The organism is Azospirillum sp. TSO22-1 (assembly GCF_003116015.1).
GTDB lineage: Bacteria > Pseudomonadota > Alphaproteobacteria > Azospirillales > Azospirillaceae > Azospirillum.
On record NZ_LGQZ01000014.1, the window covers coordinates 1 to 23253 of the forward strand.

24 protein-coding genes are annotated in these 23253 nt (G+C 69.2%); 15 read left to right on the forward strand and 9 right to left on the reverse strand.

Features of this window, described 5'->3' with window-relative positions:
- Positions 1–197: 197 nt before the first annotated feature.
- Complete coding sequence (gene kdsA / locus TSO221_RS04265; protein ID WP_109117238.1) at positions 198–1028, reverse strand: 3-deoxy-8-phosphooctulonate synthase; 831 nt, start codon at positions 1026–1028, stop codon at positions 198–200.
- 59 nt (positions 1029–1087) lie between these two features.
- On the opposite strand from kdsA, the gene TSO221_RS04270 reads away from it, so the two are divergent.
- Entirely contained in the window at positions 1088–1645 is a 558-nt protein-coding gene (locus TSO221_RS04270) for a nucleotidyltransferase family protein (RefSeq protein ID WP_109117239.1), read from the forward strand.
- A 12-nt stretch (positions 1646–1657) separates the two neighbouring features.
- On the opposite strand, the gene TSO221_RS04275 is transcribed toward TSO221_RS04270, so the two are convergent.
- Entirely contained in the window at positions 1658–2146 is a 489-nt protein-coding gene (locus TSO221_RS04275; protein WP_247877905.1) for a response regulator, read from the reverse strand.
- A 163-nt stretch (positions 2147–2309) separates the two neighbouring features.
- Positions 2310–2912, reverse strand: a complete 603-nt coding sequence (locus TSO221_RS35275; RefSeq protein WP_158283987.1) for a hypothetical protein — start codon at positions 2910–2912, stop codon at positions 2310–2312.
- 211 nt (positions 2913–3123) lie between these two features.
- Between TSO221_RS35275 and TSO221_RS04285 the strand changes: the two genes are divergently transcribed.
- A complete protein-coding gene (locus TSO221_RS04285) occupies positions 3124–4521 on the forward strand; it encodes a hypothetical protein (RefSeq protein WP_109117242.1) in 1398 nt (465 codons plus the stop codon).
- 61 nt (positions 4522–4582) lie between these two features.
- Here TSO221_RS04285 and TSO221_RS04290 read toward each other — a convergent pair whose 3' ends face one another.
- On the reverse strand, positions 4583–5359 hold the full coding sequence (locus TSO221_RS04290; RefSeq protein ID WP_109117243.1) for an alpha/beta fold hydrolase: 777 nt from the start codon (positions 5357–5359) through the stop codon (positions 4583–4585).
- 125 nt (positions 5360–5484) lie between these two features.
- Here TSO221_RS04290 and murJ point away from each other — a divergent pair, with 125 nt between their 5' ends.
- Together murJ and fliN are read left to right on the forward strand one after the other, a co-directional pair.
- On the forward strand, positions 5485–7032 hold the full coding sequence (gene murJ, locus TSO221_RS04295; protein ID WP_109117244.1) for a murein biosynthesis integral membrane protein MurJ: 1548 nt from the start codon (positions 5485–5487) through the stop codon (positions 7030–7032).
- 99 nt (positions 7033–7131) lie between these two features.
- A complete protein-coding gene (gene fliN / locus TSO221_RS04300) occupies positions 7132–7434 on the forward strand; it encodes a flagellar motor switch protein FliN (RefSeq protein ID WP_109117245.1) in 303 nt (100 codons plus the stop codon).
- Between the two features lie 3 nt (positions 7435–7437).
- On the opposite strand, the gene TSO221_RS04305 is transcribed toward fliN, so the two are convergent.
- Positions 7438–7983 carry a septal ring lytic transglycosylase RlpA family protein gene (locus TSO221_RS04305; protein WP_247877906.1) on the reverse strand — a complete coding sequence of 182 codons (546 nt, stop codon included), beginning with the start codon at positions 7981–7983 and terminating at the stop codon, positions 7438–7440.
- 515 nt (positions 7984–8498) lie between these two features.
- Here TSO221_RS04305 and TSO221_RS04310 point away from each other — a divergent pair.
- Positions 8499–8855: a cupin domain-containing protein gene (locus tag TSO221_RS04310; RefSeq protein ID WP_109117247.1), complete on the forward strand. Its 357-nt coding sequence runs from the start codon at positions 8499–8501 to the stop codon at positions 8853–8855.
- A gap of 63 nt (positions 8856–8918) precedes the next feature.
- Positions 8919–10148: a diaminopropionate ammonia-lyase gene (locus TSO221_RS04315; protein ID WP_109117248.1), complete on the forward strand. Its 1230-nt coding sequence runs from the start codon at positions 8919–8921 to the stop codon at positions 10146–10148.
- Here the strand turns inward: TSO221_RS04315 and TSO221_RS04320 are convergent.
- Entirely contained in the window at positions 10100–10837 is a 738-nt protein-coding gene (locus TSO221_RS04320) for an HAD family hydrolase (RefSeq protein WP_109117249.1), read from the reverse strand. The two genes, TSO221_RS04315 and TSO221_RS04320, sit on opposite strands and share 49 nt — an antisense overlap.
- 131 nt (positions 10838–10968) lie before the next feature.
- Between TSO221_RS04320 and speB the strand changes: the two genes are divergently transcribed.
- The 3 genes from speB to TSO221_RS04335 all read left to right on the forward strand — a co-directional run bounded on the left by speB (position 10969) and on the right by TSO221_RS04335 (position 13496).
- Entirely contained in the window at positions 10969–11940 is a 972-nt protein-coding gene (speB, locus tag TSO221_RS04325; protein WP_109117250.1) for an agmatinase, read from the forward strand.
- Positions 11941–13101 carry an aminotransferase gene (locus tag TSO221_RS04330; RefSeq protein ID WP_109117251.1) on the forward strand — a complete coding sequence of 387 codons (1161 nt, stop codon included), beginning with the start codon at positions 11941–11943 and terminating at the stop codon, positions 13099–13101.
- A gap of 158 nt (positions 13102–13259) precedes the next feature.
- Entirely contained in the window at positions 13260–13496 is a 237-nt protein-coding gene (locus tag TSO221_RS04335) for a hypothetical protein (protein WP_109117252.1), read from the forward strand.
- 64 nt (positions 13497–13560) lie between these two features.
- On the opposite strand, the gene TSO221_RS04340 is transcribed toward TSO221_RS04335, so the two are convergent.
- The 3 genes from TSO221_RS04340 to TSO221_RS04350 form a co-directional block, all read right to left on the reverse strand.
- Positions 13561–13938, reverse strand: a complete 378-nt coding sequence (locus TSO221_RS04340; protein ID WP_146208704.1) for a hypothetical protein — start codon at positions 13936–13938, stop codon at positions 13561–13563.
- A 9-nt stretch (positions 13939–13947) separates the two neighbouring features.
- Positions 13948–14349, reverse strand: coding sequence for a hypothetical protein (locus tag TSO221_RS04345; RefSeq protein ID WP_146208705.1), 402 nt, complete (start codon positions 14347–14349; stop codon positions 13948–13950).
- A 153-nt stretch (positions 14350–14502) separates the two neighbouring features.
- Complete coding sequence (locus TSO221_RS04350; RefSeq protein WP_109117255.1) at positions 14503–15177, reverse strand: ATP-dependent Clp protease proteolytic subunit; 675 nt, start codon at positions 15175–15177, stop codon at positions 14503–14505.
- Positions 15178–15538: 361 nt separating this feature from the next.
- Here TSO221_RS04350 and TSO221_RS04355 point away from each other — a divergent pair, with 361 nt between their 5' ends.
- The 6 genes from TSO221_RS04355 to TSO221_RS04380 all read left to right on the forward strand — a co-directional run bounded on the left by TSO221_RS04355 (position 15539) and on the right by TSO221_RS04380 (position 23175).
- Positions 15539–16375 (forward strand): ABC transporter ATP-binding protein, encoded by an 837-nt coding sequence (locus tag TSO221_RS04355; RefSeq protein WP_109117256.1) that lies wholly within the window; start codon positions 15539–15541, stop codon positions 16373–16375.
- A gap of 13 nt (positions 16376–16388) precedes the next feature.
- Positions 16389–17201, forward strand: coding sequence for an ABC transporter permease (locus TSO221_RS04360; protein ID WP_109117257.1), 813 nt, complete (start codon positions 16389–16391; stop codon positions 17199–17201).
- A 25-nt stretch (positions 17202–17226) separates the two neighbouring features.
- On the forward strand, positions 17227–18246 hold the full coding sequence (locus TSO221_RS04365; RefSeq protein WP_109117258.1) for an ABC transporter substrate-binding protein: 1020 nt from the start codon (positions 17227–17229) through the stop codon (positions 18244–18246).
- 292 nt (positions 18247–18538) lie between these two features.
- Complete coding sequence (locus TSO221_RS04370) at positions 18539–18970, forward strand: ArsC/Spx/MgsR family protein (RefSeq protein ID WP_109117259.1); 432 nt, start codon at positions 18539–18541, stop codon at positions 18968–18970.
- A gap of 54 nt (positions 18971–19024) precedes the next feature.
- Positions 19025–21232, forward strand: coding sequence for an ATP-binding protein (locus tag TSO221_RS04375; protein ID WP_109117260.1), 2208 nt, complete (start codon positions 19025–19027; stop codon positions 21230–21232).
- Positions 21232–23175 (forward strand): response regulator, encoded by a 1944-nt coding sequence (locus TSO221_RS04380; RefSeq protein WP_146208706.1) that lies wholly within the window; start codon positions 21232–21234, stop codon positions 23173–23175. The genes TSO221_RS04375 and TSO221_RS04380 overlap by 1 nt, the downstream gene beginning before the upstream one ends.
- Positions 23176–23253 lie beyond the last annotated feature (78 nt).

The following is a 23253-nucleotide window of genomic DNA, read 5'->3' on the forward strand; positions in this document are numbered from 1 at the left end:
CAGCGTCACGTCGACCTCGACGGTCGGGTTGCCGCGGCTGTCCAGGATCTCGCGGGCGGTGATGTCGGTGATGGCGCTCATGTTGGCTGGTCCTCCGCTTCTTCGTCGCGTCGTTCGGGGCGTCGTACAGGCGCGCGGGCTTGATAGCTCCTGGAACCGGGGCTGGCAAGGCCGAGGTGCTGGGTTTTCCGGATGGGTCAGTCCTGCTTCGCCAGCCGGTCGAAGGCTTGGAGGCGCGCCAGCAGGGCCGGCATATCCTTCAGCGGAACCATGTTCGGGCCGTCGGAGGGGGCGCAGTCGGGGGTCTCGTGTGTCTCCATGAACACCGCGGCGACGCCCACGGCGATGGCGGCGCGTGCCAGCACCGGTACGAACTCGCGCTGGCCGCCGGACGTGGTGCCCTGACCGCCGGGCTGCTGGACCGAGTGGGTGGCGTCGAACACCACCGGGAAGCCGGTCTCCGCCATGATCGGCAGGGAGCGCATATCGCTGACCAGCGTGTTGTAGCCGAAGCTGGCGCCACGCTCGCACAGCAGGACGCGGTCATTACCGGACTCGATCAGCTTGGCGGCGACGTTCTTCATGTCCCATGGGGCAAGGAACTGGCCCTTCTTGACGTTCACCGCACGGCCGGTCTGCGCCGCGGCGATCAGCAGATCGGTCTGCCGGCACAGGAAGGCGGGGATCTGGAGGACGTCCACCGCCTCGGCCACCGGGGCGCACTGGTTCGCTTCGTGCACGTCGGTGATGACCGGGCAGCCGAAGCGTTCGCGCACCTCGGCGAAGATCGGCAGCGCCTTGTCCATGCCGAGACCGCGGGCGGTCTTGATCGAGGTGCGGTTGGCCTTGTCGAAGGACGACTTGTAGATCAGCCCGAGGCCGAGGGTGCCGCACATCTCGGCCAGCGCCGCCGCGGTTTCCAGCGCGTGGTCGCGGCTTTCCATCTGGCAGGGGCCGGCGATCAGCACGAAGGGCCGGTCATTGGCGATCGAAAGGGGGCCGATCTGGACGGTGCGCGGCGTGGTCATGGAACGGACTCCGGAAACGGGTGCTGGGCGGATGGGGGCGAACGCGCTAGCTATGAGCGATGCGGAGCAACGCGGATATCGTCGCCTTTATCGAAGGCCGCCCATTCATGATGGAGGCGTTGCGCGCTGTCGAGTCTCTTGGCCTGCCGGACGCTTGGATCGGCGCCGGCTTCATGCGCAACGCCATTTGGCGATATCTCCACGGGCAGGTTGTGGAGCCCGGTTCCGAGGATGTCGACGTGGTCTACTTCGATCCTGCGGACGCCCGTGTGGAGCGGGACCTCGGGTTAGAAATGGTGCTCGGCCGCGCTCTCCCCATGAACTGGTCGGTATGCAATCAAGCCCGCATGCACGGCCGCAACGGCGATGCTCCCTACCGTGACACGGCGGATGCTCTTCGCCACTGGCCGGAAACGGCAACGGCCGTCGCTGTGCGCTGGAGTGGCGGTCGAGTGGAGCTCTTGGCGCCATTCGGCCTGGAGGATCTTTTGGCGTTGAGGATCAGGCCGACGCCCGCGTTCCAACATAAGGTCGCGGTTTATCGCGCGCGCATCATTGAAAAGCGCTGGCGCGAGCGGTGGCCGCAGGCGGAGATCATCGAACCGGCCAGCGGTTGATCGGCGTTCTTGTCAGCCGCGCGCCCGCAAGCGGCGGCCGGCGAGGTCGAGGGCGGTCTTCAGCTGGGCCAGCGAGAACGGCTTGTGCACCACGCCCAGCGGGTAGGTTTCGGTGAGGCGGCGCATGGTGGCATGGTCGGCGTAGCCGGACAAAAAGACCGACCGGATGCCGAAACCCGCCGCCAGCCGGCGCGCTGCGACGATGCCGTCGCCGCCACCGGCGAGGCGCACGTCCATCAGCGCCAGTTCCGGCCGTTCGCGGTCGGCGAGGTCCACCGCCTCCTGCTCGGTGCGGGCTATGCCGCAGACGGTGTGGCCGAGGTCCTCCACCGCGTCCTTGATGATCTGCGCGATGGCCGGCTCGTCCTCGACGACGATCAGACGCAAGGTCCGGGCGGCGGCGACCGGCGGGGACGCGGCTGGGGCGGTGACGGGTGCGGCATCGGGCCCGCAGCGCGGCGGGGCAGGAACGAGAACCGTGTCGGGATCGTCCACTCGCACGATGCGCCTCCCCCTTTCTTTCGGGGCAAGGTTAAATTTTCTTTACCAATATAAAGTGGTATACGGGCAACTCGGGAAGATCAAGCGATAACTGCGCGGCATAGCCCGTTGCACCGGCGCGTATGGGCAAGGCGCGTTGATCGAAAGGGGTAGACGGAGGGGGTCAGCGCCGCGGCGGCCCAAGCCAGTCCACGGAACTGCCCGAGGAGGCTGCACGGGTTGGCCGCGGCGCGGCGGACCGCGGTGGCGGGGCGCCGGCCGATGTCATCCACGACATCGGGCCGATGCTGGCGACGACCGGAGCGAGCGGCGGAGGCGGGGGCGGGGCGACCGCCTGCATCGGTGGCGGCGAGGGCGGCGGCGAGGGCGCGGGCGCCACGTTCGCAGCGGGTGGTGGCTCGGGTAGCGGGGCCGGGGCGGCGTGCAGCAGGGAGGGTGGCGGCGGGTCGGGGCGGTCGGCATCGGCGACCGGGCCGGCGTTCACTTCGATGCGGCGGGCGGCGTCGCGGATGCTCAGCAACGTCTTGACGGCGGATTGCAGCAGCGGCGCCATGCGGGCGGCGTCGGCCAGTTCGGTCGGCGACAGCGCGGCGAACTGGGCGCGCACCTGCTCCACCGCGTCCTCGATGTGGGCGCGCAGATCGTCGGTGTCGCGCGCGACGCGCTCAAGGTCCTGCTTGAGCGACGAGATCTCGAGCGCCTGCCGCAGTTCGTGGAAGCCGATGGATTGCGCCGTGGCGCGCAGCGACCGGAATTCCTGGGCCATCCCCGATCAATCCTCGAAGCCCAAATGCCCGACGTTCTTCAGCCCCGGGCGCACCGTGTCACACGTTTAACCCCGTTGCGGAGTGCTGGAAACCGTTTGCGCCCTGCGGTTGCTTGTACTATTTTTCGCCGGCCGAAGGGAAGGGTTCCTTCGGTCGCGGTCCCGCCCCCGATTTGCCTCCCCCAAACCTCGTCAGGTCCGGATAGCCACGGTGTCGATCGATCGCACGGAACTCGAGCGGCTCCTTGCCGATCGCCCGCAGGGCAACCGCAGCGCCATGCAGGCGGTGCGCGACAGCTACGGCGACATCAGCCTGATGCGCGAACGCGGGCTGTCGTGGGCGCAGATCTCCGACGTGCTGGCCAAGCTCGGCATCAGCGCCCGCGGCGATCAGCCGATTTCCCCCGTCACCCTGCGCTCCGCCTTCTTCCTGGTCGGCGTCGAGATGCGCAACGGCGACGCCCCGGCCGAAGAGGGTGAGCCAGCCTCGCCGGAAACCCTGGAAGCCATCCATCGTGCCGCCATGGCCTCCGGCCGCCCCGGCGCCCCGGTGCCGGACATCTCCCTGGCGGTCGCCGATGTCGCCGAGTCCGGGCCGGAATCCGACCTGGAACCGGTCCTCGCCGCTCCGGCTGACGAACCGTCCCCCGAACCGCTCCTCCAGCCGGAGGAGCCGCGCACCGAGGACGCGGTCCTGGCGCCGCCACCGCTTCCTCCGCCCGCGCGCCCGCTTCCTCCCGTCCGCCCGCTGGAACAGCCGGGCTTCATCGATACGACGACCAGACATTCGAAAGGCGATCCCATGCTGGGTACGATCTTCGTCCTCAACGACCGCGGCGGCGTCGGCAAGACGCTGCTGTCCCATCACCTGATGGCGACGGCCATGCTGGAAGGCCTTCAGCTCAAGGTCGTGGAGTACGAGGTCAACGAGCGCCTCGCCCGCCTGTTCGGGCCGGAGGTGGTCGAGCACCGCCGCATCACCCAGGACTTCATGAACATGATGGGTTCGGGTGACGGATTCTACGAGTTCTGGGACCAGATCGGTCCCGAGCTGCAGCGCGGCGGCCGCCTCTATGACTTCGGCGGCAACATCAGCCAGTGGTTCTTCAACTGGGCCGAGGTGTCGGGCTTCGACTACTACGTCGGCGACGGCGAACGGCTGACCTTCATGGTGCCGGTCACCGTGGACCTCGCCTCGCTGTCCACCGGCATGGCGACGCTGGAGCGCATCGCCACCATCGCGCCCAAGGCCAGGCGCGTGCTGGTCGAGAACGGCACGTCGGGTCCGTTCAGCCAGCTCGAGGACAGCAACTACGCCCGCCGCAAGGCCGAGATGGTGGAGCGCGAGGGCGTCCAGGTCATCTCCATGGCGCCGTGCACCGCGCCGGCCTGGGCCCGCCTGACCGGCCACCGCCTGGATCAGGTGGCGCAGATGACCCGCGAGGACCTGGTGAAGCTGGGCATGACGCCGCCGGTGGCGTCGCGCTCGCTGATCATCATCCACGAGTGGCTGCGCAACATGCGCCAGGCGCTCGCCCCGTACATCGTGGACGCCTTCCGCCAGACGCCGGGCGTCGGCGGCAAGGGTGCCAAGCAGGGCGCGCTCTGAGCGACCGATCCGGTTTTCGGATGAGCACGGGGGCCGAGAGGCCCCCGTTTGCGTTCTGCGGTCAGATGAAGCCTTCGACCAACTCCGCGAACTCCTCAGGCCGTTCGGCGTGGATCCAGTGGCCGCCGGGAATCATCGCGATGCGGGCGTTCGGGAAGTGGCGGCGGATCTCCGGCTCGTACTCCGGCGTGATGTAGTCGGACCGGCTGCCGCCGATGAACAGCGTCGGCCCCTCGTAGCGGGCGTCGCCGAGGTCCGGGAAGCCGATCAGCGAGTCCATCTCCGCGCCGGCCGCGTCCAGGTTGATGCGCCAGCGGAACGCGCCGTTCTCCAGCACGAGGTTCTGCAGCAGGAAGGAACGCAGCGGCGCCTCCGGCACCGCGTCGACCAGCTGCGAGTCCACTTCGGACCGGCGGGTGCGGCCCTCCAGGTCGGCGCGCTTCATGGCGGCGATGAAGGGGGCGTGCGTGTGGGTGTAGCGCACCGGCGCGATGTCGGCGACCACCAGCCGCTCCACCCGGTCCGGGTGGCGGAGCGCGAGCGTCATCGCCGTCTTGCCGCCCATGGAGTGCCCGACCACCGCGGCGCGCGCGTAGCCGCGGTCGTCGAGGAAGCGCAGCACGTCCTCCGCCATCTCAGGATAGCTCATGGTCGGCGCCCACGGCGCGCCGCCGTGGTTGCGCAGATCGAGCGCGTAGACGTGCCGACGCTCGCCGAAGCGCTTGGCCAGCGTCTGCCAGTTGCGCGCCGAGCCGAACAGCCCGTGCAGCACCAGAAGCGGCGTGCCGCCGACGGTCTCGCCGGCTTCGAGGTAGGAGAGCGGAAGGCCCTGCGGCATGGTCGGTCCATCGTTTTGTCGAGACGCGCGATCCTAAACGCGCTTCGTTGATGACGAAACAGCCGGAATCGGTAGGATGCGCCGCGCCGGGCGCATGCCGGCACAGTCCTTGGGGTTTTTTCCGCGTGCTTCGCAACATCCTCTCCGTCGGCGGGCTGACGCTGGTCAGCCGCGTGCTGGGCTTCCTGCGTGACATCCTCACCGCCGCCCTGCTGGGCGCCGGGCCGGTGGCCGACGCCTTCTTCGTGGCGCTGCGGCTGCCCAACCACTTCCGTGCCCTGTTCGCAGAGGGCGCGTTCAGCGCGGCGTTCGTGCCGCTGTTCTCGGCCGCGCTGGTGCAGGACGGCAGGGAGGGGGCGAAGCGCTTCGCCGAGGAGGTGCAGGCGGTCCTGCTGCTCGTGCTGGGCGTGCTGAGCATCGCGCTGATCGTCGTCATGCCGCAGTTCATGCTGGTGTTCGCGCCGGGCTTCGCCGATGAGCCGGAGAAGTTCGACCTCGCGGTGCTGTTCACCCGCATCACCTTTCCGTACCTGCTGTTCATGTCGCTGGAATCGCTGCTGGCCGGCGTGCTGAACAGCGTCGGGCGCTTCGCGGCGGCGGCGGCGGCGCCGATCCTGCTGAATGTCTGCCTGATCGTCGCCATGGTCGCCGCGGCCCCCTTCATGCCCACCGTCGGCCACGCGCTGTCCATCGGCGTCTTCGTCGCCGGGCTGGCGCAGTACCTCTACCTCGTGTGGGACGCGCGCAAGGCGGGCATGGTGTTGCGCCTCGTTTGGCCGCGTTTGACGGCGGGGGTGAAGCGGTTCCTGACGGTGCTCGGGCCGGCGGCGCTGGGATCCGGGCTCACCCAGATCAACCTGTTCGTCGACACGCTGATCGCATCGCTGCTGCCGACCGGCGCGGTGTCGTATCTGTACTACGCGGACCGCCTGAACCAGCTGCCGCTGGGGGTCATCGGCATCGCCATCGGCACCGTGCTGCTGCCGGAGATGGCGCGTCGCATCAAGTCCGGCGACGAGGCCGGTGCCGTCGAGAGCCAGAACCGCGCGGTGGAGTTCACGCTGCTGCTGACGCTGCCCTGCGCGGCGGCGTTCCTGGTGTCGGCGCTGCCGATCCTGTCGGTGCTGTTCCAGCACGGTCGCTTCGGGCACACCGACGCCGTGCAGTCGGCGCTGACGCTCCAGGCCTACGCGTTGGGGCTGCCGGCCTTCGTGGTGATCCGCTCGTTGGTGTCCGGCTTCTACGCCCGGCACGACACGGCGACGCCGGTCCGGGTGGCGGTGGTGGCCATGCTGGCCAACGTCGCGCTGAAGGTGGTGCTGATGGGGCCGCTGGCCCAGGTCGGGCTGGCCGTGGCGACGTCGGTGGCGGCGTGGATCAACGCCGGGCTGCTGGCGTGGCTGCTGCACCGGCGGGGCCTGTTCTGCGCCGACGCCCGGCTGGCCCGCGCGCTGCCGCGCATGGCGGTGGCGACGGCCGCGCTGGGGCTGGCGCTGTGGATCGGGCAGGAGCGGCTGGCGCCCTGGCTGGGGGCGGTGGACCTGCCTCTCCGGGTGGCCGGGCTGGCGCTGCTGGTCGGGCTGGGGGGTGTGGTGTACGGCGTGGCCGTCGTGGTGCTGGGGCTGCTGCGGCGGTCCGATCTCGGGCTCTTCCGGCGGCGGCGCAAGGCCTGACGCCCCTTCGTTGTCGCAGCGCCGCCGGCCTGTTTTCGTTGCCCGGGTGGCCCGTTAGGGTTAAACCTTGATCGACACGGCCAAATCCTTCGGCGAGCCATGACGGACATCGACGACCTGCTGGGCTCCGGTTCCTCCGGCGGGGAAGACGCGGGCAATTTCGCCATCGGCGACGCGCCGGTGGAGATCAAGGTGGTGATCGGCACCGCCATGCTGCGTGTGCGCGACCTGCTGAAGCTCGGCCGCGGCGCCGTGGTCGAACTCGACCGCCACCTCAAGGACCCGACCGACGTCTACGTCGAGGGCGTGCTGGTCGCCCGTGGCGAGGTGGTCATCGTCGACGACAAGATCGGCGTCACCCTGACCGACTTCATCAAGTCCAGCCGCGAGTGGAAGCGCTGAGCGTCAACGCTCGTCGGGACGCTCCGCCACCTCGACCTCCTTGCCGCGCTTCATCGCGACCTCGGCGGGCCGCTCGCCGTCCAGCGTCTCGATCCGCACCGGGGCGAGGCCGGCCTCCTCCATGCCCAGTTCCGCCGCGGCGCGGCGCGACAGGTCGATGATCCGGCCGTCGATGTAGGGGCCGCGGTCGTTGATCGTCACCTGGATCGTCCGCCCGGTGTCGAGGTTCGTTACCTTTACCGCGGTGCCAAGCGGCAGCGTGCGGTGCGCTGCCGTCAGGGCGTGCTGGTTGAAGCGCACGCCGCTGGCCGTTTTGCGGCCGTGGAAGCCCGGCCCATACCACGATGCCTTGCCGGTCTGCTCGAACGCCGATGGCGGGGGCGTCTCCAGCAGGGCCATCCGAACCAATTGGTCGAGTTCCTCCACCAGTGACCCCTCGGGCACGGGCACGAGCGCCTCCTCCTCGCAGTCGGTGAACGGGGCGTTCGGGCAGAGGGGAAACGGCATGCCGCGGCCGGTGACGGAGGGGGAGAGGAGCGTCAGCGCCAAGGCCAGACCAGTGGCCGTTGCGAGGCGGAGTCCCTTTGGATCCCTCGTCATGTCCCACTGCATGGTCCCCCTCCCGTGCTTGCCAAAGCAGACCGTCTGCGCGATCCGAGGGGCGGAACATGTCGAATACGGGAAGGTTCCAGTCTTCTGTACTCCTGGATGAAGCGCAGATGAGAGTTATTCATCTTATGGGCAGGTTCACATCGGGGAGTTACGGTTTCAGATCTATGTATGCGTTCTCATTGTGTGTTCTAATTTCTAATTGGGAGAAAAGTGTTGGTGGTTGGGTGGTGGCAATGCTGTGAACGTATTGCTGTGTCTTGATCTCGACGGGCTATTACCAACGACAGGGCGGAGCAGCGTCGTTTCCGCCCTTCGGACTGCTTCCGTTTCGGGGTAATCCTTTGGGGACGCGCTTGGCGCATCCGCGGCTGGCGTCAGCGGGTGGGGCGCTGTGGCACCCTGCCGGGTGTTCCCGTGTTGGTTTGGGCGGCAGGGAATGCCAGGAGGGAGCGATGACCGCCGAGAGCACCGCGAAAAAGCTCGACACCGCCCAGGCGCCCTCCGGCGCGCCGGGGCGGAAACACCTCGCGTCCGGCAAGCACGTGGCGATGCGCCTATGGGACGTGGCGCCGGGCGGCGAGGCGCCGGCCGCGCGGCGCGACTACGAGACGGTCGGCTTCGTCATCGGCGGCCGGGCCGAACTGCACATCGAGGGGCAGGTGATTCAGTTGCGCCCCGGCGATTCCTGGGTCGTGCCGAAGGGGGCGGAGCACGCCTACCGCATCCTGGAGCGATTCCAGGCGGTCGAGGCGACGGCGCCGCCGGCCCCTTCGGTGCCCCGCGACGAGTTGTCCGCCGCGTCAGGCTAGGCGTCGCTTGACGGCAGTGTCCCGGCTCTGGTTTCGTGCGGCAAAGTCCAGGAGGAGCCGCCGATGCCGGACCTGTTGCCGCCCTGCTCGCCCCGCGTCTTTCACAACCCGCGGGCCGACCAGGACCGGGCCTATGGTCCGTCCGAACGCGCCATCCTCAGCCGCGCCGCCTTCGAGGAGGCGCGCAAGGAGATATCCGCGTGGCCGGGCTACGCGCCGACGCCGCTGCGCTCACTGAAGGGGCTGGCCCGCGCGGCTGGGATCGACCGGCTCTGGTACAAGGACGAGAGCGCGCGCTTCGCGCTCGGCAGCTTCAAGGCGCTGGGCGGGGCCTACGCGGTGCTGCGCCTGCTGGCGCGCGAGGTGTCGGCGCGGGCGCCTGGCGTGCCGGTGACGGCGCTGGACCTCGTGGTCGGCCGCTACGGCACCATCACCCGCACCCTCACCGTCACCACCGCAACCGATGGCAACCATGGGCGCTCGGTCGCCTGGGGCGCGCAGGTGTTTGGCTGCGGCTGCGTCATCTACGTGCCGGCCAAATGCTCGGAAGGCCGTCGGCGCGCCATCGCGGAGTACGGCGCCCGTGTCGTGCGGGTGGACGGCACTTACGACGACGCGGTGCGGCGGGCGGCGGCGGATGCGGCGGCGAACGGGTGGTTTGTCGTCTCCGACACGTCCTACACCGGCTACATGGACGTGCCGCGCGACGTGATGCAGGGCTACGCCGTGATGGTGGAGGAGGCGGTCTCGCAGCTTCCCGCCAGCGAGCGACCGACGCACGTCTTCGTGCAGGGCGGCGTCGGTGCGCTACCGGCCGCGGTGTGCGGCCATCTGTGGGAGACCTGGGGGCGGCAGCGCCCACGCTTCGTCTCGGTCGAGCCGCACGGCGCCGACTGCCTGTACCGCAGCGCCGTCGCCGGCCGGCCCTCGGCCGCCGAGGGGAGTCTGGAGACGGTGATGGCCGGGCTGGCCTGCGGCGAGCCCTCGCTGCTTGCCTGGGCGATCCTGGAGCGCGGCGCCGACGATTTCATGACCATCGACGATTCCGCCGCGATCGCCACCATGCGCCTGCTGGCCGAGGGCACGGCCGGTGACCGTCCGCTGGTGGCCGGCGAGTCCGGCGTGGCCGGGCTGGCGGCGCTGCTGTGCTCGGCCGCCGACCCGGAGGCGCGCGCCGCGCTTGGGTTGGCGCCGGACGCCCGCGTGCTGGTGTTCGGCACCGAGGGGGCGACCGACCCGGCGGTTTACGAGGATCTCGTCGGCCGCAGGCCGGAGGCGGTCAGCGGCGCGTGATCGCGCTGGCGCCGGGCCAGGGCCTGGAGGTCGCCGGCGATCAGGTAATTCGCCAGTTCCACCACGCCGTCGCCGGCACCGCCCTGTGTTACCAGGTCGGCGTCCTCGCGTACCGAGGAGATGGCGTTGGCCACCGCCACGCTGGCGCCGCACAGCGCCAGGAACGAGTGGTCGTTCTCCGCGTCGCCGATGCCGATCACCTTGGACGCCTCCAGCTGCAGTTCATCCAAGGCGAGTTGCAGGCCCGTCGCCTTGGTCAGCTCGGCCGGCAGGACCATCACCGCGCCCTTGTTGAACTCGACGGCGTTGTCGAGCGCCAGTTCGCGGAACGTATCGATCATCGTCTTCTCGTGCGGTATGCGGCTGGCGACGATGACCTGCCCGACCTCCAGTGGGATGCCCTTGCGGCGCAGCGCCTCGATGGCCTCGACGGGCGGCGGGGGACCGAGCAGGGTGCTGTCGCCGGTGTCGGGGCGGTGCACCACCGCGCCGTTCTCGGCGACGACGCGGTCGAACAGCGCCATCTCCGGGAAGGCAGCGCGCAGGCTCTCCAGCGTGCGGCCGGTGACCAGGACCAGCGTGAACCCCGCCCCCTTCAGCCGGTTCAGTGCGTCGAGCGCGGCGGGGGAGACGCAGCCCGCGTCGGCCAGCGTGCCGTCGTAGTCAATGGCCAGGGCCGTGTAGAGCATGACGTCCTCCGCGCGCAGCGATCCGTCACCGGGTAAGACAGCCGGGGTGGGGCTTTGGTTGCCGCTCTCTTGCGGGGGGACGATGAACCGGTCACCATGGCTGGTAAGACCGGACAACGGGATGACGAGGGATGGACCAGGGACAGGGCTTTTTCGAACCGCTCGATGTGGCGGTGTACCCGCGCTTCAGCGGGCTGCCGACCTTCATGCGCCTGCCGTACGTGGCTGATCCGGCGAAGGTTGACATCGCGCTGATCGGCGTGCCGTGGGACGCCGGCGTCACCAATCGCCCCGGCGCCCGGCACGGCCCGCGCGAGATCCGCAACCAGTCCAGCCTGATGCGCCGCGTCAACCACCAGACGCGGGTCTGCCCGTACGAACTGGCGCGCATCGCCGACCTCGGCGACGTCAGCGTCAACCCCTGCGACATGGACGAGACCATGGACCGGGTGGTGGACTTCTACAGCACGGTGCGCAAGGCCGGTGCGTTGCCGCTGTCGGCCGGCGGCGACCACATGGTGACGCTACCGATCCTGCGCGGCCTGTTCGATGGCACGCCGCTCGGGCTTGTGCACTTCGACGCGCACTCCGACACGACTGACAGCTATTTCGGCGGCACCAAGCTGACGCACGGCACGCCCTTCCGCCGCGCCATCGAGGAGGGGCTGCTCGACCCGAAGCGGATGATCCAGGTGGGCATCCGCGGCTCGATGTTCGATCTGCACGACCTCGACTTCGCGCGTGACGCCGGCGTGCGGATCCTGTTCATCGAGGAGGCGTTCGAACTGGGCACGGCCGGCGTGGTCGCCGAGATCCGCAAGGTGGTTGGCGAGGCGCCGTGCTATCTCACGTTCGACATCGACTGCCTGGACCCGGCCTTCGCGCCCGGCACCGGCACGCCGGAGATCGGCGGCTTCACCACCGCCCAGGCGCAGCAGATGCTGCGCGGCTTGCGCGGGGTGAACCTGACGGGCGGCGACGTGGTCGAGGTGGCACCGCCCTTCGACCCGAGCGGCGTCACCGCGCTGGTCGGCGCCACCATGATGTTCGAGATCCTGTGCCTGATGGCCGAGGCCGTGGGCGCGCGGAAGGGGAGAGTGTAAGTGAATCCGTTCGTTTCCGCGGTCGAAGCGCCGCCCATCGCCGAGGCGTGGAGCTGGGTCCAAGGCCGCGTGTTCCCGGCCGACAAGCCGCTGATCGACCTCTGCCAAGCGGTGCCCGGCTACGCTCCCGCGGAAGAGCTGCGCGCGCACCTAGCGCAGCAGGTCGACGCCTACGACACCGCCCGCTACACGGGAATCGCCGGCATCCCGCCGCTGCTCTCGGCGCTGGCCGTCCGTACGAGCCAGCTGTACGGCGGGCCGGTGAGGCCGGAGGAGGTGATGATCACCGCCGGCTGCAACCAGGCCTTCGTCGTCGCGGTGATGACGCTGGCCAAGCCTGGCGACAACGTTCTCCTGCCGGCACCCTGGTACTTCAATCACAAGATGACGCTGGACATGCTGGGTATCGAGGTCCGGCCGTTGCCCTGCCGTCCGGAGAACGGTCTCGTCCCCGACCCGGCCGACGCCGAGCGGCTGATTGACGCGCGCACCAAGGCCGTGGTCCTCATCACGCCGAACAACCCGACCGGCGCCATCGCTCCGCCCCAGACCATCGCGGCCTTCCACGACCTGTGCGCCGCTTGGGGAATCCATCTTCTGCTGGACGAGACCTACCGCGACTTCCCGATCCGCGAGGACGCGCCGCACGGCCTGTTCCGTCGGCCGGACTGGGGGAAGACGCTGGTGCACCTCTACAGCTTCTCCAAGGTGTACAGCCTCGCCGGCTACCGGGTGGGGGCGATCGTCGCGGCGCCGGAGTTGCTGGAGCAGGCGATGAAGGTGCTGGACTGCCTCGCCATCTGCGCACCGCACATCGGGCAGAAGGCGGCGCTCTACGGGCTGGACCACTTGTCCGGCTGGGTGGCCGAGCGGCGCGCCGACATCGCCGCGCGGATCACCGCCTTCCAGGAGGCCATGGGGGATGGCCGCACCGGCTACCAGATTGTCAGCATCGGCGCCTACTTCGCCTTCGTCCGCCATCCGTTCCCGGGGCGGCCGGCGACGGAGGTGGCGCGGGAAATGGCCGACCGCCACAACATCCTCTGCCTGCCAGGGCCGATGTTCGGGCCGGGGCAGGAGGCCTACCTGCGTTTCGCCTTCGCCAACGTGGATGCGGCGATGATGCCGGAGATCGCGCGGCGTCTGACCGAAAGCGTGTAAGGTTTGCCGAAACAATCAAAAGATGTAGCATAGTGTTTTTGATAAGCATCAAGAGCACTATGCGTCGAGAATATGGCAGGTATTACAGATTCTTCTCCGTGTTTGGATGGGCTTAGAGTGATTTTGCTAAGTCCATATTCAAATAATGGAGATAGATTGTGACCGACCAAGTCATCGGCGTGTACCAAGCAACGGTTGTGGAGGAGCAGGGTAACGTCGAGGGAACCGTGGGGCGCCGCCGGGAGTCGTACCTGACCTTCCTTGGTCTCGCGTTCCTGCTGATCATGCCGCTGGGGATCGTGTTCCATCCCGAGTGGCTGGCGACCGTGGCCGAGATCGGCACCCTGGTGGCGGCGGTCAGTATTCTGAGGCTGACCCTCGTGCCGAAGCAGTGACGGAAAAAGGCCCGCCACGAAGCGGGCCTTTCCATTCGGGCTCGATGCCGGCCCGGGCCGACGCCTACGACCCTGGTTCCTCGGAGACCGTGAGGCTGTTGTACATCAGCGTGCCGAACGGCGTCATGACCTGCCCGACGTAGCAGGCGCTGGACAGGAGGAAGGCGGTGGCGGCGCCGATTTCCAGCACATGGATGGGCAGGATGCGGCCGGCCGCGCCGCCCGCCAGCGCTGCGCCGCCCATGAAGTAAGCGGTCGCCGCGCCCGCCACGGCCATGCCGATGCCGCAGCCCACGCCCGCGGCCTCGGAATCCGTCAGCAGCGGTATGGTGCGATAGGTCGGCACCGCCTGGGCGTTGACCGCCTGCGCGGCAGCCACGACGGGGTTGGCAGCCGCGAGAGCGACCGCCAGAAGCCCGGCACACACTTTGACCGATCGCATGCGGGGCCGTTATGGAGCAGCCGGCGGCCGCGGGCGCATTATCTTGCCCGGACCATTCTCGGTCCGCGGTGCCATTTCGGAGCGCCCGGCGCCGGCTTCCGCCGCCATCTCGCCATTGCCGTTGCGCATCCGCTGGCCGCCGTTCTCGGTCATCACGGCGCCGTTCTCGGCGGCGCGCTGGCGCATCTTGCCCATGGTCTCCGTCATGATGGTCTCGCGCTCCTGCGGGGTCTGCGCGTTGCGCATCCGCTCGCGCACGGCGGCGCGCTCCTGCAGGGTCATCATCCGCTCGGGCGCCACTTCACGCGCCGGAGACGCCGCCTCCTGGGCGAGCGCCTGTCCCACCGACCCGACGGAAAGCCCGCCAACCATCGCACCCAGAACGAGACACCGGCTGAACCAGCACGTCATGGCACCCTCCTGCTGCGTGTCGCTCCCGAACGGCGCGCAGCCGTTCGAGGCATTTTAAACGCTACGGAATTGCCACGATGATAGATTGTATGCTGTGCAAAGTCATTGCGAAAGCGCAAGCGGTGCTGCGGTACTTTCGCGTTGGACGCAGGCTCAGTGGATCAGGTGCGTGACCACGTTGGCGCCAGCGGCGGACAGCGCGCCGGCCGTCTCGCGGTAGTCCACGGTGCCGGAGAAGCCACCGGCGGCGCGGACCTGCTCGATCCAACCCTGCGAGGCGCCCAGCGACACCAAGCGACTGACCATGGTGGTGGTGGTGCGCAGCGTCATGCGGCCGTCCTCGGCCATGCGCGGCGCGTGCACCATGAACTCGGCGTTCGGGGCGGCGTAGCGCGGGTAGCCGGCCAGGAAGACGCCGACGCACATGCTCTCGCACGCTTCGCCGCCGCGCACGCGGGTGGCGATGGGGCGGCCCTTCTCGCGCTCGGCGAGGATCAGGTCGATCATGCGGTAGCCGGCTGAGGTGAAGCCGCCGGGGCTGGCCAACTCGATCACCAGCGGCAGCGCGCGGGGCAGGGCCTGCACGGCGTCGGTCAGGCGCTGTTCGACACCCTTGGTGATGATGCCGTCAATGCGCAGCACGGCGGTACCGTCGGCGACGGTCTGGATCACGATGGCGTCGGGGAGGGCAGGAGCGCCGCCGGTGCGGGCGATCGCGCCGGCGTCGGCGTCGGAGCCGCTCCCAGAACCGGCCATCGTGGCATCGCTCAGGCACACGGTCAGCAGCGCGGTCAGGGCGATCATGCGGGTGAAAGCGCGAACCAACATCCAGTCCTCCTTGCGACGGACGGACATTGGCGGGGAAAGCTTAACGGAATGGTTAACGCGACCCGTGCCCGAAAGAGGTAGGTGGCGGCGACCAAGAGTTTTCCGAAACAATGCGCTAAAGAAGTCCACCGGAACGATAGGATTTTGATGGGATAAAGAAACCATGGACATGGTGTTTCACCGCCGCGTTTTGCGCTGCGCAACGGCTTATTGACACACTAGGCGACAGCGGCCGTTGACTTCAAGCGCTGCATTTCCGCATTGCAGCGGAAGCGTACGGGGGTGCCGGGGCTTGCGGGGCCGGCCTCGCTCGGTCATCATCGCCGCAAAAGAGTTCCGAACAGGGAAGAGACGCCGCCCGATGTCCGTTGCCAGAGCAGCCCCGCCCGCGCCCCATCCGGCGCTGGCGATCGAGGGCGTGACGTGTTCGTTCGCCTCCGCGCACGAGAAGGGCGCGGTCTACACCGCGGTCCGGGACGTGCATTTCACGGTGGGCACCGGGGAGTTCGTCTCCATCGTCGGGCCGACCGGCAGCGGCAAGTCCACCATCCTCAACGTCATCGCGGGCCTGCTGGCCCCCAGCGCCGGGCGCGCCGTGGTGTTCGGCGAGGACCTGCACGGCATCAATCCGCACGCCGGCTACATGTTCCAGGCCGACGCGCTGATGCCGTGGAAGTCGGCGCTCGACAACGTGGCGGCCGGGCTGGAGTTCCGCGGCGTGCCGCGAGCCGAGGCGCGGGAACGGGCGCGGCCGTGGCTGGCCCGCGTCGGGCTGGACCGCTTCGGCGAGCGCTTCCCGCACCAGCTCTCCGGCGGCATGCGCAAGCGCGTGGCGCTGGCGCAGACGCTGATCGTCGATCCCAAGATCATCCTGATGGACGAGCCGTTCTCCGCGCTCGACGTGCAGACGCGGCAGCTGATGGAGAACGAGCTGCTCGACCTGTGGTCGGCCGACCGCAAGTCGGTGGTCTTCATCACCCACGACCTGGAGGAGGCGATCGCGCTGTCCGACCGCGTGCTGGTGCTGTCGGCCGGGCCGGGCGCGCGCCTGATCGGCGAGTACCGCATCGACATCGACCGGCCGCGCGACGTGGCCGACATCCGCATGACCCCGCGTTTCCTCGACCTCCACCGCGAGATCTGGTCCCAGCTCCGCGACGAGGTGCTGAAGGGCTACGCGCAGACCAAGCTGCAGTGAGGGCAGGGACATCATGGCCGCCACCCCCCGACCCAAGCGCCTGCCCGGCCGCCCGGTGATCCTGCTGCTGCAGTCCTTCGTGCTGGTGGGATTCTTCCTGCTCTGGCACGTGCTGACCGCCACCAACATCATGAGCCCGTTCTTCTTCGGCACGCCGCTGGCGGTGCTGGAGCGGACGTGGAAGGACTTCGCCTCCGGGGTGATCTGGTACCACCTCTACATCACGCTGCTGGAGACGCTGCTGGCCTTCGCCATCGGCACGGTGGCGGGGATCGTCTTCGGCTTCTGGTTCGCCCGGGCGCCGCTGGTGTCGGCGGTGTTCGATCCGTACATCAAGGCGGTCAATGCGCTGCCCCGCGTGGTGCTGGCGCCGATCTTCATGCTGTGGCTGGGGCTGGGCATCTGGTCGAAGGTGGCGCTGGGCGTCACGCTGGTGTTCTTCATCGTCTTCTTCAACGTCTACCAGGGCGTCAAGGAGGTGAGCCCGGTGGTGCTCGCCAACGCCCGCATGCTGGGCGCCAGCTCACGCGACCTGCTGCGCCACGTCTATCTGCCGTCGGCGCTGGCCTGGGTGTTCTCGTCGCTGCACACGGCGGTGGGTTTCGCCATGGTCGGAGCGGTGGTGGGCGAGTACCTGGGCTCGGCCGCCGGCCTCGGCTACCGCATCCATCAGGCGGAGGGCGTGTTCGACACGGTCGGCGTGTTCTCCGGCATGCTGGTGTTGACCATCTTCGTGATCGTCATCGACGCCGTCGTCACCGTCATCGAGAAGCGCCTGCTGCACTGGCGCCCGCAGGAGGCGCACACCACCGGCGCGCAGGGGTAAGGTTCAAGGAAAGGGAGGGACAGGAATGCGTTTCGCCACGATGATCGCCGCCGCGGCGGTGGGGCTGCTCCTGGGAGCCGGCTCTGCCGGCGCCCAGCAGATCGAGAAGAAGGACCTCAAGCTGGCGGTGGGCGGCAAGCCGCTGCTCTACTATCTGCCGCTGACGCTGGCGGAGCGGCTCGGCTACTTCAAGGAAGCCGGGCTGAACGTCGAGATCAGCGACTTCGGCGGCGGCGCCAAGAGCCTGCAGGCGCTGGTCGGCGGTTCGGCCGACGTGGTGACCGGCGCCTTCGACCACACCATCCAGATGCAGGCGAAGAACCAGCCCATCGTCGCGGTGGTCGAGCTTGGCCGCTTCCCCGGCATTGTACTCGCCTCGGTCAAGAAGGCCGGCACCATCAAGGACGTGAAGGACCTGAAGGGCAAGAAGATCGGCGTCACGGCGCCGGGCTCCTCCACCAACTTCATGGTCAACTACCTGCTGACGCAGAACGGCCTGACGCCGAACGATGTGGCGTTCATCGGCGTCGGCGGCGGCCCGAGCGCGGTGGCGGCGGTCAAGCGCGGCGAGATCGACGCCATCTCCAACCTCGACCCGGTCATGAGCCAGTTGGAGAACGATGGCGACATCAGCATCATGGCCGACACCCGCACGCTGGAGGGCACGAAGACCGTCTACGGCGGCCAGTACCCGGCCGCGGTGCTGTACCTGAAGCCGGACTTCATCCAGCAGAACCCGAACACCACCCAGGCGCTGGTCAACGTCTTCGTCAGGACGCTGAAGTGGCTGGACAAGGCGAGCGCCGACGACGTGGTGAAGGTGCTGCCGGAGGAGTATTTCCTCGGCAACAAGGACCTGTACAAGTCGGCTTTCCTGCACTCGAAGCCAACCTACTCGCCCGACGGCCGCTTTACCCGCGAGGGGGCCGAGGTCGCCTACAAGGTGCTGAAGGCCTTCGACCCGGCGGTCGCCGGCGCGCCGATCGACGTCAGCAAGGCCTACACCGACACCTTCGTCGAGAAGGCGCAGACGCTGGTGAAGTGATTGCATAGAGCGGAAACCCGGCACGTCATTCCTTTCTTCATCGTCATGGCCGGGCTTGACCCGGCCATCCACGACCACGGCTCTTGCAAAGGTCCAGGTGCGTGGATGCCCGGGACAAGCCCGGGCATGACGGTGTTGGGATATGTCTGTCCTTCCGCTCGATAGCGGTCCTTGCGGAAGCCGTGCTGCACAGAAAATAGCCATTCATGAAATGTGGTTATTTCTCTTGCGATGCGGCATCCCGTCGCGGCATGCTCCCTGGAACGATTCCAATTCCAACGGAGTGCGAGCCATGGCCGAGGTGATCTTCTACGGGTTGGCGGACTGTCCGGCGAACGTCCGGCAGAAGCAGCAGCTGGTGGCGGCCGGCCACCGGATCGACGCGCGCGATCTGGCCGCGCAGGGCTGGACGCGCGCGACGCTGCGGCCGTTCTTCGGCGACCGCCCGGTGGACGAGTGGTTCAACCGCCGCGCCCCGGCGGTCAAGAGCGGCGCGGTCGATCCCGACGCTTTGGGCGAGGAGGCGGCGCTCGACGCCATGATCGCCGACGCGACGCTGATCCGTCGCCCGCTGCTGGAGGCCGAGGGCCGACGCGAGGCCGGCTTCGACCCGAACCTTCTCAACGCCTGGATCGGGCTGGTCCCCGGCGAGAGCTGCGATTCCAAGCACGCCCGCGGCCAGTGCGACCACGGGCACCACCATTTCCCGGCGCGCGCCGGATAAGCTTCGCAGCATAAACCTCTGGCGGTCGGCGCGGCCCGATGGTTGGATAGGGCCATGCAGCGGCCCGACCTCGACATCGCCTGGTTGCGCGGGTTCCTCGCGGTGGTGGACCGTGGGTCCATCGCTGCGGCGGCCACCGACCTCTCCCTCGCCGAAGACGCCCTGACCGACCGGCTGCGCCGGTTGGAGGAGAGCCTCGGCAAGCCGCTGTTCCTCTACGGCACCGCCGGGTTGCGGCTGACCGCGGAAGGCGGGCGGCTGCTCGACAACGCGCGCCGGCTGGTGCTGCTGCACGACGACGCGGTGGCGTGCCTCGACGACGAGGCGGCCTCCTGCCCGGCGCCCCCGGCGGGGTCGTGCGAGGCGGTGCGCATGCGCGAGTTGCTGGCCGACGCCATCGGCTGCGTCAGCGAAGGCTTCGTGCTGTTCGACGAACACGGCCGGTTGGTGGTGTGCAACGAGCGCTACCGCGACGCCTACCCGCTGCTGGCCGACCTGCTGCGTCCGGGCGTTCGCTTTGCCGAACTGCTGCACAAGGCGGTCGAGCGCGGCGCCGCCGGGCGGGACGTCACCGACCCCTCGGGCTGGATCGCCGAGCGCCTGTGGCGCCACACCCGCGCCGGCCCACCGTCCGACCACCAATTGGCCGATGGGCGCTGGTACCGGATCTCCGAGCACGCCACCCGCTCCGGCGGCATCGTCAAGATCCTCACTGACATCACCGAGCTGAAACGGCACGAGCAGGCCCTGGCCGACAGCGAGGAGCGTTACCGCCGGCTGGTCGAGATGGCGCCCTACGGCATCGTGGTGTGGGACGGAGGGCGCGTGCGCTTCGCCAACCGCGCCGCCGCCCGCATCCTCGGCACCGCCGACGCGGCGACGATGGCCGGGATGCCGCTGCTGGACGGTGGTGAGCGGCTGTTCGCCGTCCTGCCGCCGCCGGGCGCCGACGCGGTACCTGAAGGGCCGGTGGAGGCGCATGTTGCCGTGCCCGACGGCACCCATCGCGACGTCGAGGTCGGCGTGCACGCCTTCGCGGTGGACGGGGCCCCGGCGTGGCTCCTGGTGCTCAACGACGTCACCCGGCGCAAACAGGCGGAGCGCGCGCTGCATCAGGCGCAGAAGATGCAGGCGATCGGCCAGCTCGCCGGCGGCATTGCGCATGAGTTCAACAACATGCTGACGGCCATCGGTGGTTTCGCGCATATGGCGCGGCGCGCTCCCAACGACCGGGCACGCGTGGCGCAGTGCCTGACCGAGATCGTCAAGGCCACCGAGCGCGCCGCCGGGCTGACCAGCCAGTTGCTCAGCTTCGGCCGCGCCGGCCGGCCGGAGGCGGCGAAGCCGGTGCGCGTGGCCGCCCAACTCGACGACCTGCGCCGCTTCCTGCGCCCGATCCTCGGCGAGCGCTATTCCGTGGACGTCACGGTGCGCGACCCCGACGCGGTGGTGCTGATCGAGCCGGCGCTGCTGCACCAGACGCTGGTGAACCTGGCCATCAACGGCCGCGACGCCATGCCGGACGGCGGGCGCATCGCGGTGACAGTGGACCGGATGGCGGCTGGCGCCGCCGTGCTGGCCCGCCACGCCGACCTCCGGTCCGGCCTGTACGTGACCATCACCGTGCGCGACTCCGGAACCGGCATCGCGCCCGAGGTGCAGGACCGCATCTTCGAGCCGTTCTTCACCACCAAGGAGCTGGGCGAGGGCACCGGCCTCGGCCTGTCGCTGGTCTACTCCACGGTGACGCGGGCTGGCGGGGCGGTGGAGGTGGAGTCCGAACCGGGGCAGGGCACCTCCTTCACCCTGTGGCTGCCGGCGCACGGCGGCGCATCGCCCGCCGCCGACCTTTTCGACCTCGATGCCGGGGAGGCGGACGACGGCCTGTCCATGGCCGCCTCCGTCCTGCTGGTCGAGGACGAGGAGCAGGTGCGCGACTTCATCCGTCTGACGCTTGAGGACATGGGCATGCGCGTCTTCTGCGCCGGTGACGGCGCCGAGGCACTGGAGGCGTTCCAGGCGCACGCCGGGGCGTTCGATCTGCTGGTGACCGATCTGGTGATGCCGCGCATGGGCGGGGCGGAGACAGCGCGGGCGCTGCGCCGCGAGAACCCGGACCTGCCCATCGTGCTGATCTCCGGCTACCCGCCCGAGAAGGAGAACCTCGACGACCTGTTGGCGGACGTCCGGCGCGTGGTCTTCCTGCACAAGCCGATCAATCCGGACGAGCTGGCCGACAAGGTGCACGCGCTGGTGGTCTGATGGCTCCCCTCGAACGCCCCGCCTCGCTGCCCGATATGGTCGACAGCTACGACGTCGACGCGCTGCTGGTTGAACTCGGCGCCGAGCCGAAGGGCGACGAGGCGGCGCTGAACGTCTGCCTGACCCTGGAGGAGCTGTACGCCCCGCGCAGCCGCTTCCAGATGGCGGAGGAGTTGGGTGAGTTCCTCGACGCGCGGCGGATCACCCCCACCGAGCTGCTGCACACTGTCGAGCCGCAGCGCGCGTTCCGCGAGTGGCGCCGCCACGACCTCGTGCTGGAGCGCGTGACCCACGCCCAGGTGCTGCCCGGCCGCCGCACCGCCGCGCAGCGGCGCGAGGAGCTGGCGGCGCTGGAGGGCGAGGTGCTGGCCGTTACCGCGCAGCGCGCCCACCGCGGTGACGCGCCGGCCTTCGACGCGCGGACCTTTGCCAGCGCCGTCTCCAAGATCGCCCAGGCCACCAGGGGCTTCGCCGCCCGCTACGCGGTGGACGCGCTGGTGGCAAGCTGGCTCGCCGGATGCACCGGCTGGGAGATGAAGCTCGATCGCCTGCTCTCCCTGGTCAGCGACGCGCTGCCGCCGCTGGGCGAGGAGGTGCTCGACCAGATCGTCGGCGAGATCCTGGCCAGCGACGCCGGCGCGGGTGAACTGTTCGGCTGGGTGGAGGGGCTGCGCGCCTCGCTGGAGGTGCTGGCGCAACTGTGGCGGGGCGACACGGTGACCCACCCGCGCGCCCCGGCGGCGATCCGCCGCCTCAACGCCTACATCGCGTCGCACGAGGCGCGCGGGGCGCGGCGCGGGCTGGAGATCACACTGCACCGTGCGCTGGCGGGGGACGAGCGGCTGTGCCCGCTTACCGGCGGCGACCCGCGCGCCACCTCGATCATCGTGGACGAACTGGTGGCGACCGCGGCGCTGGCGGTGAAGCTGCGTGGGCGCGGCACCATCATGGGCGGCGAGCGGACCATGCGCCTGCTCGACCGCCGGGCGGCGAAGAACCTGACCGGCGACCGGCTGGAGATGTCGCTGCGCGGCAAGAGCCACTACGCCCGCGTTCTCGACCTGCTGACCTACGAGGGCGCGGCGTTCGGCGACCTGTGCCGGACGATGGTGACGGCGGCGCTGCGCACCCACCTCGACCACCGCGACTTCACCCAGCGCCTGTTCGAGAGCGCCCGCACCCCGCGCGCGCGCATCAAGGCGCTGTCCGACGTGCAGGCGCGCCTGCTGCGCTCCGGCCTGCCGGATGCGCTGAAGGACACCTACGCGCGCATGCTGGACGAGATCCAGTCCACCTACCTGCGCACCAACCGCATCCTCGTCCGCGTCGCCAAGGACCGCAGTCCGACGGTGGACGAGGTGATGGAGTACGCCACCCTGCTGGCCGAGAGCGCCTTCACCGAGGGCAAGTGCGCCGCCGCGGCGCGGGAGCTGGTCGGCTTCCATGTACGCACCACCGCCTTCCTGCGCGCCTTCCTGCAGCGCCGCAAGGACGAGACCGAACGCCGCGCCGAGCGCTTCGCCGCGTTCTTCGGCACGCTGCAGGCGGCGGGCATCCCGATGCGCGACATGGCGACGCTGCGCGTCCTGCTGGCCGACGACGAGCCGCAGGCGCGCTCCTACGTCGAGATGATCCTGCGCGACCTCGGCATCGCCGACATCGTCCTCGCCGAGGACGGCCGCGAGGCGCTGGAGGCGTTCGACGGGCAGGAGACGCTGTACGACCTCGTCATCTGCGACTGGAAGATGCCGCGGGTGACCGGGCTGGAGTTCCTCAAGCAGGTGCGCAGCGTACGGCCGGAGATGCCGTTCCTGATGGTGACCGCGCTGGCCACCATGATCGCGGTGGAGGAGGCGCTGGCGCACGACGTCACCGCCTACATCGCCAAGCCCTTCTCTCCCGAGCATCTGGAGGAGAAGATCCTGGTGCTGGTGAACCGCTGAATCCTTCGTTCCAGAAGGAAGTGTGCCCGCCCGAAACCCGATCTTAACCGCTGCCGGCCTATCACAGGCGTCCTGTCC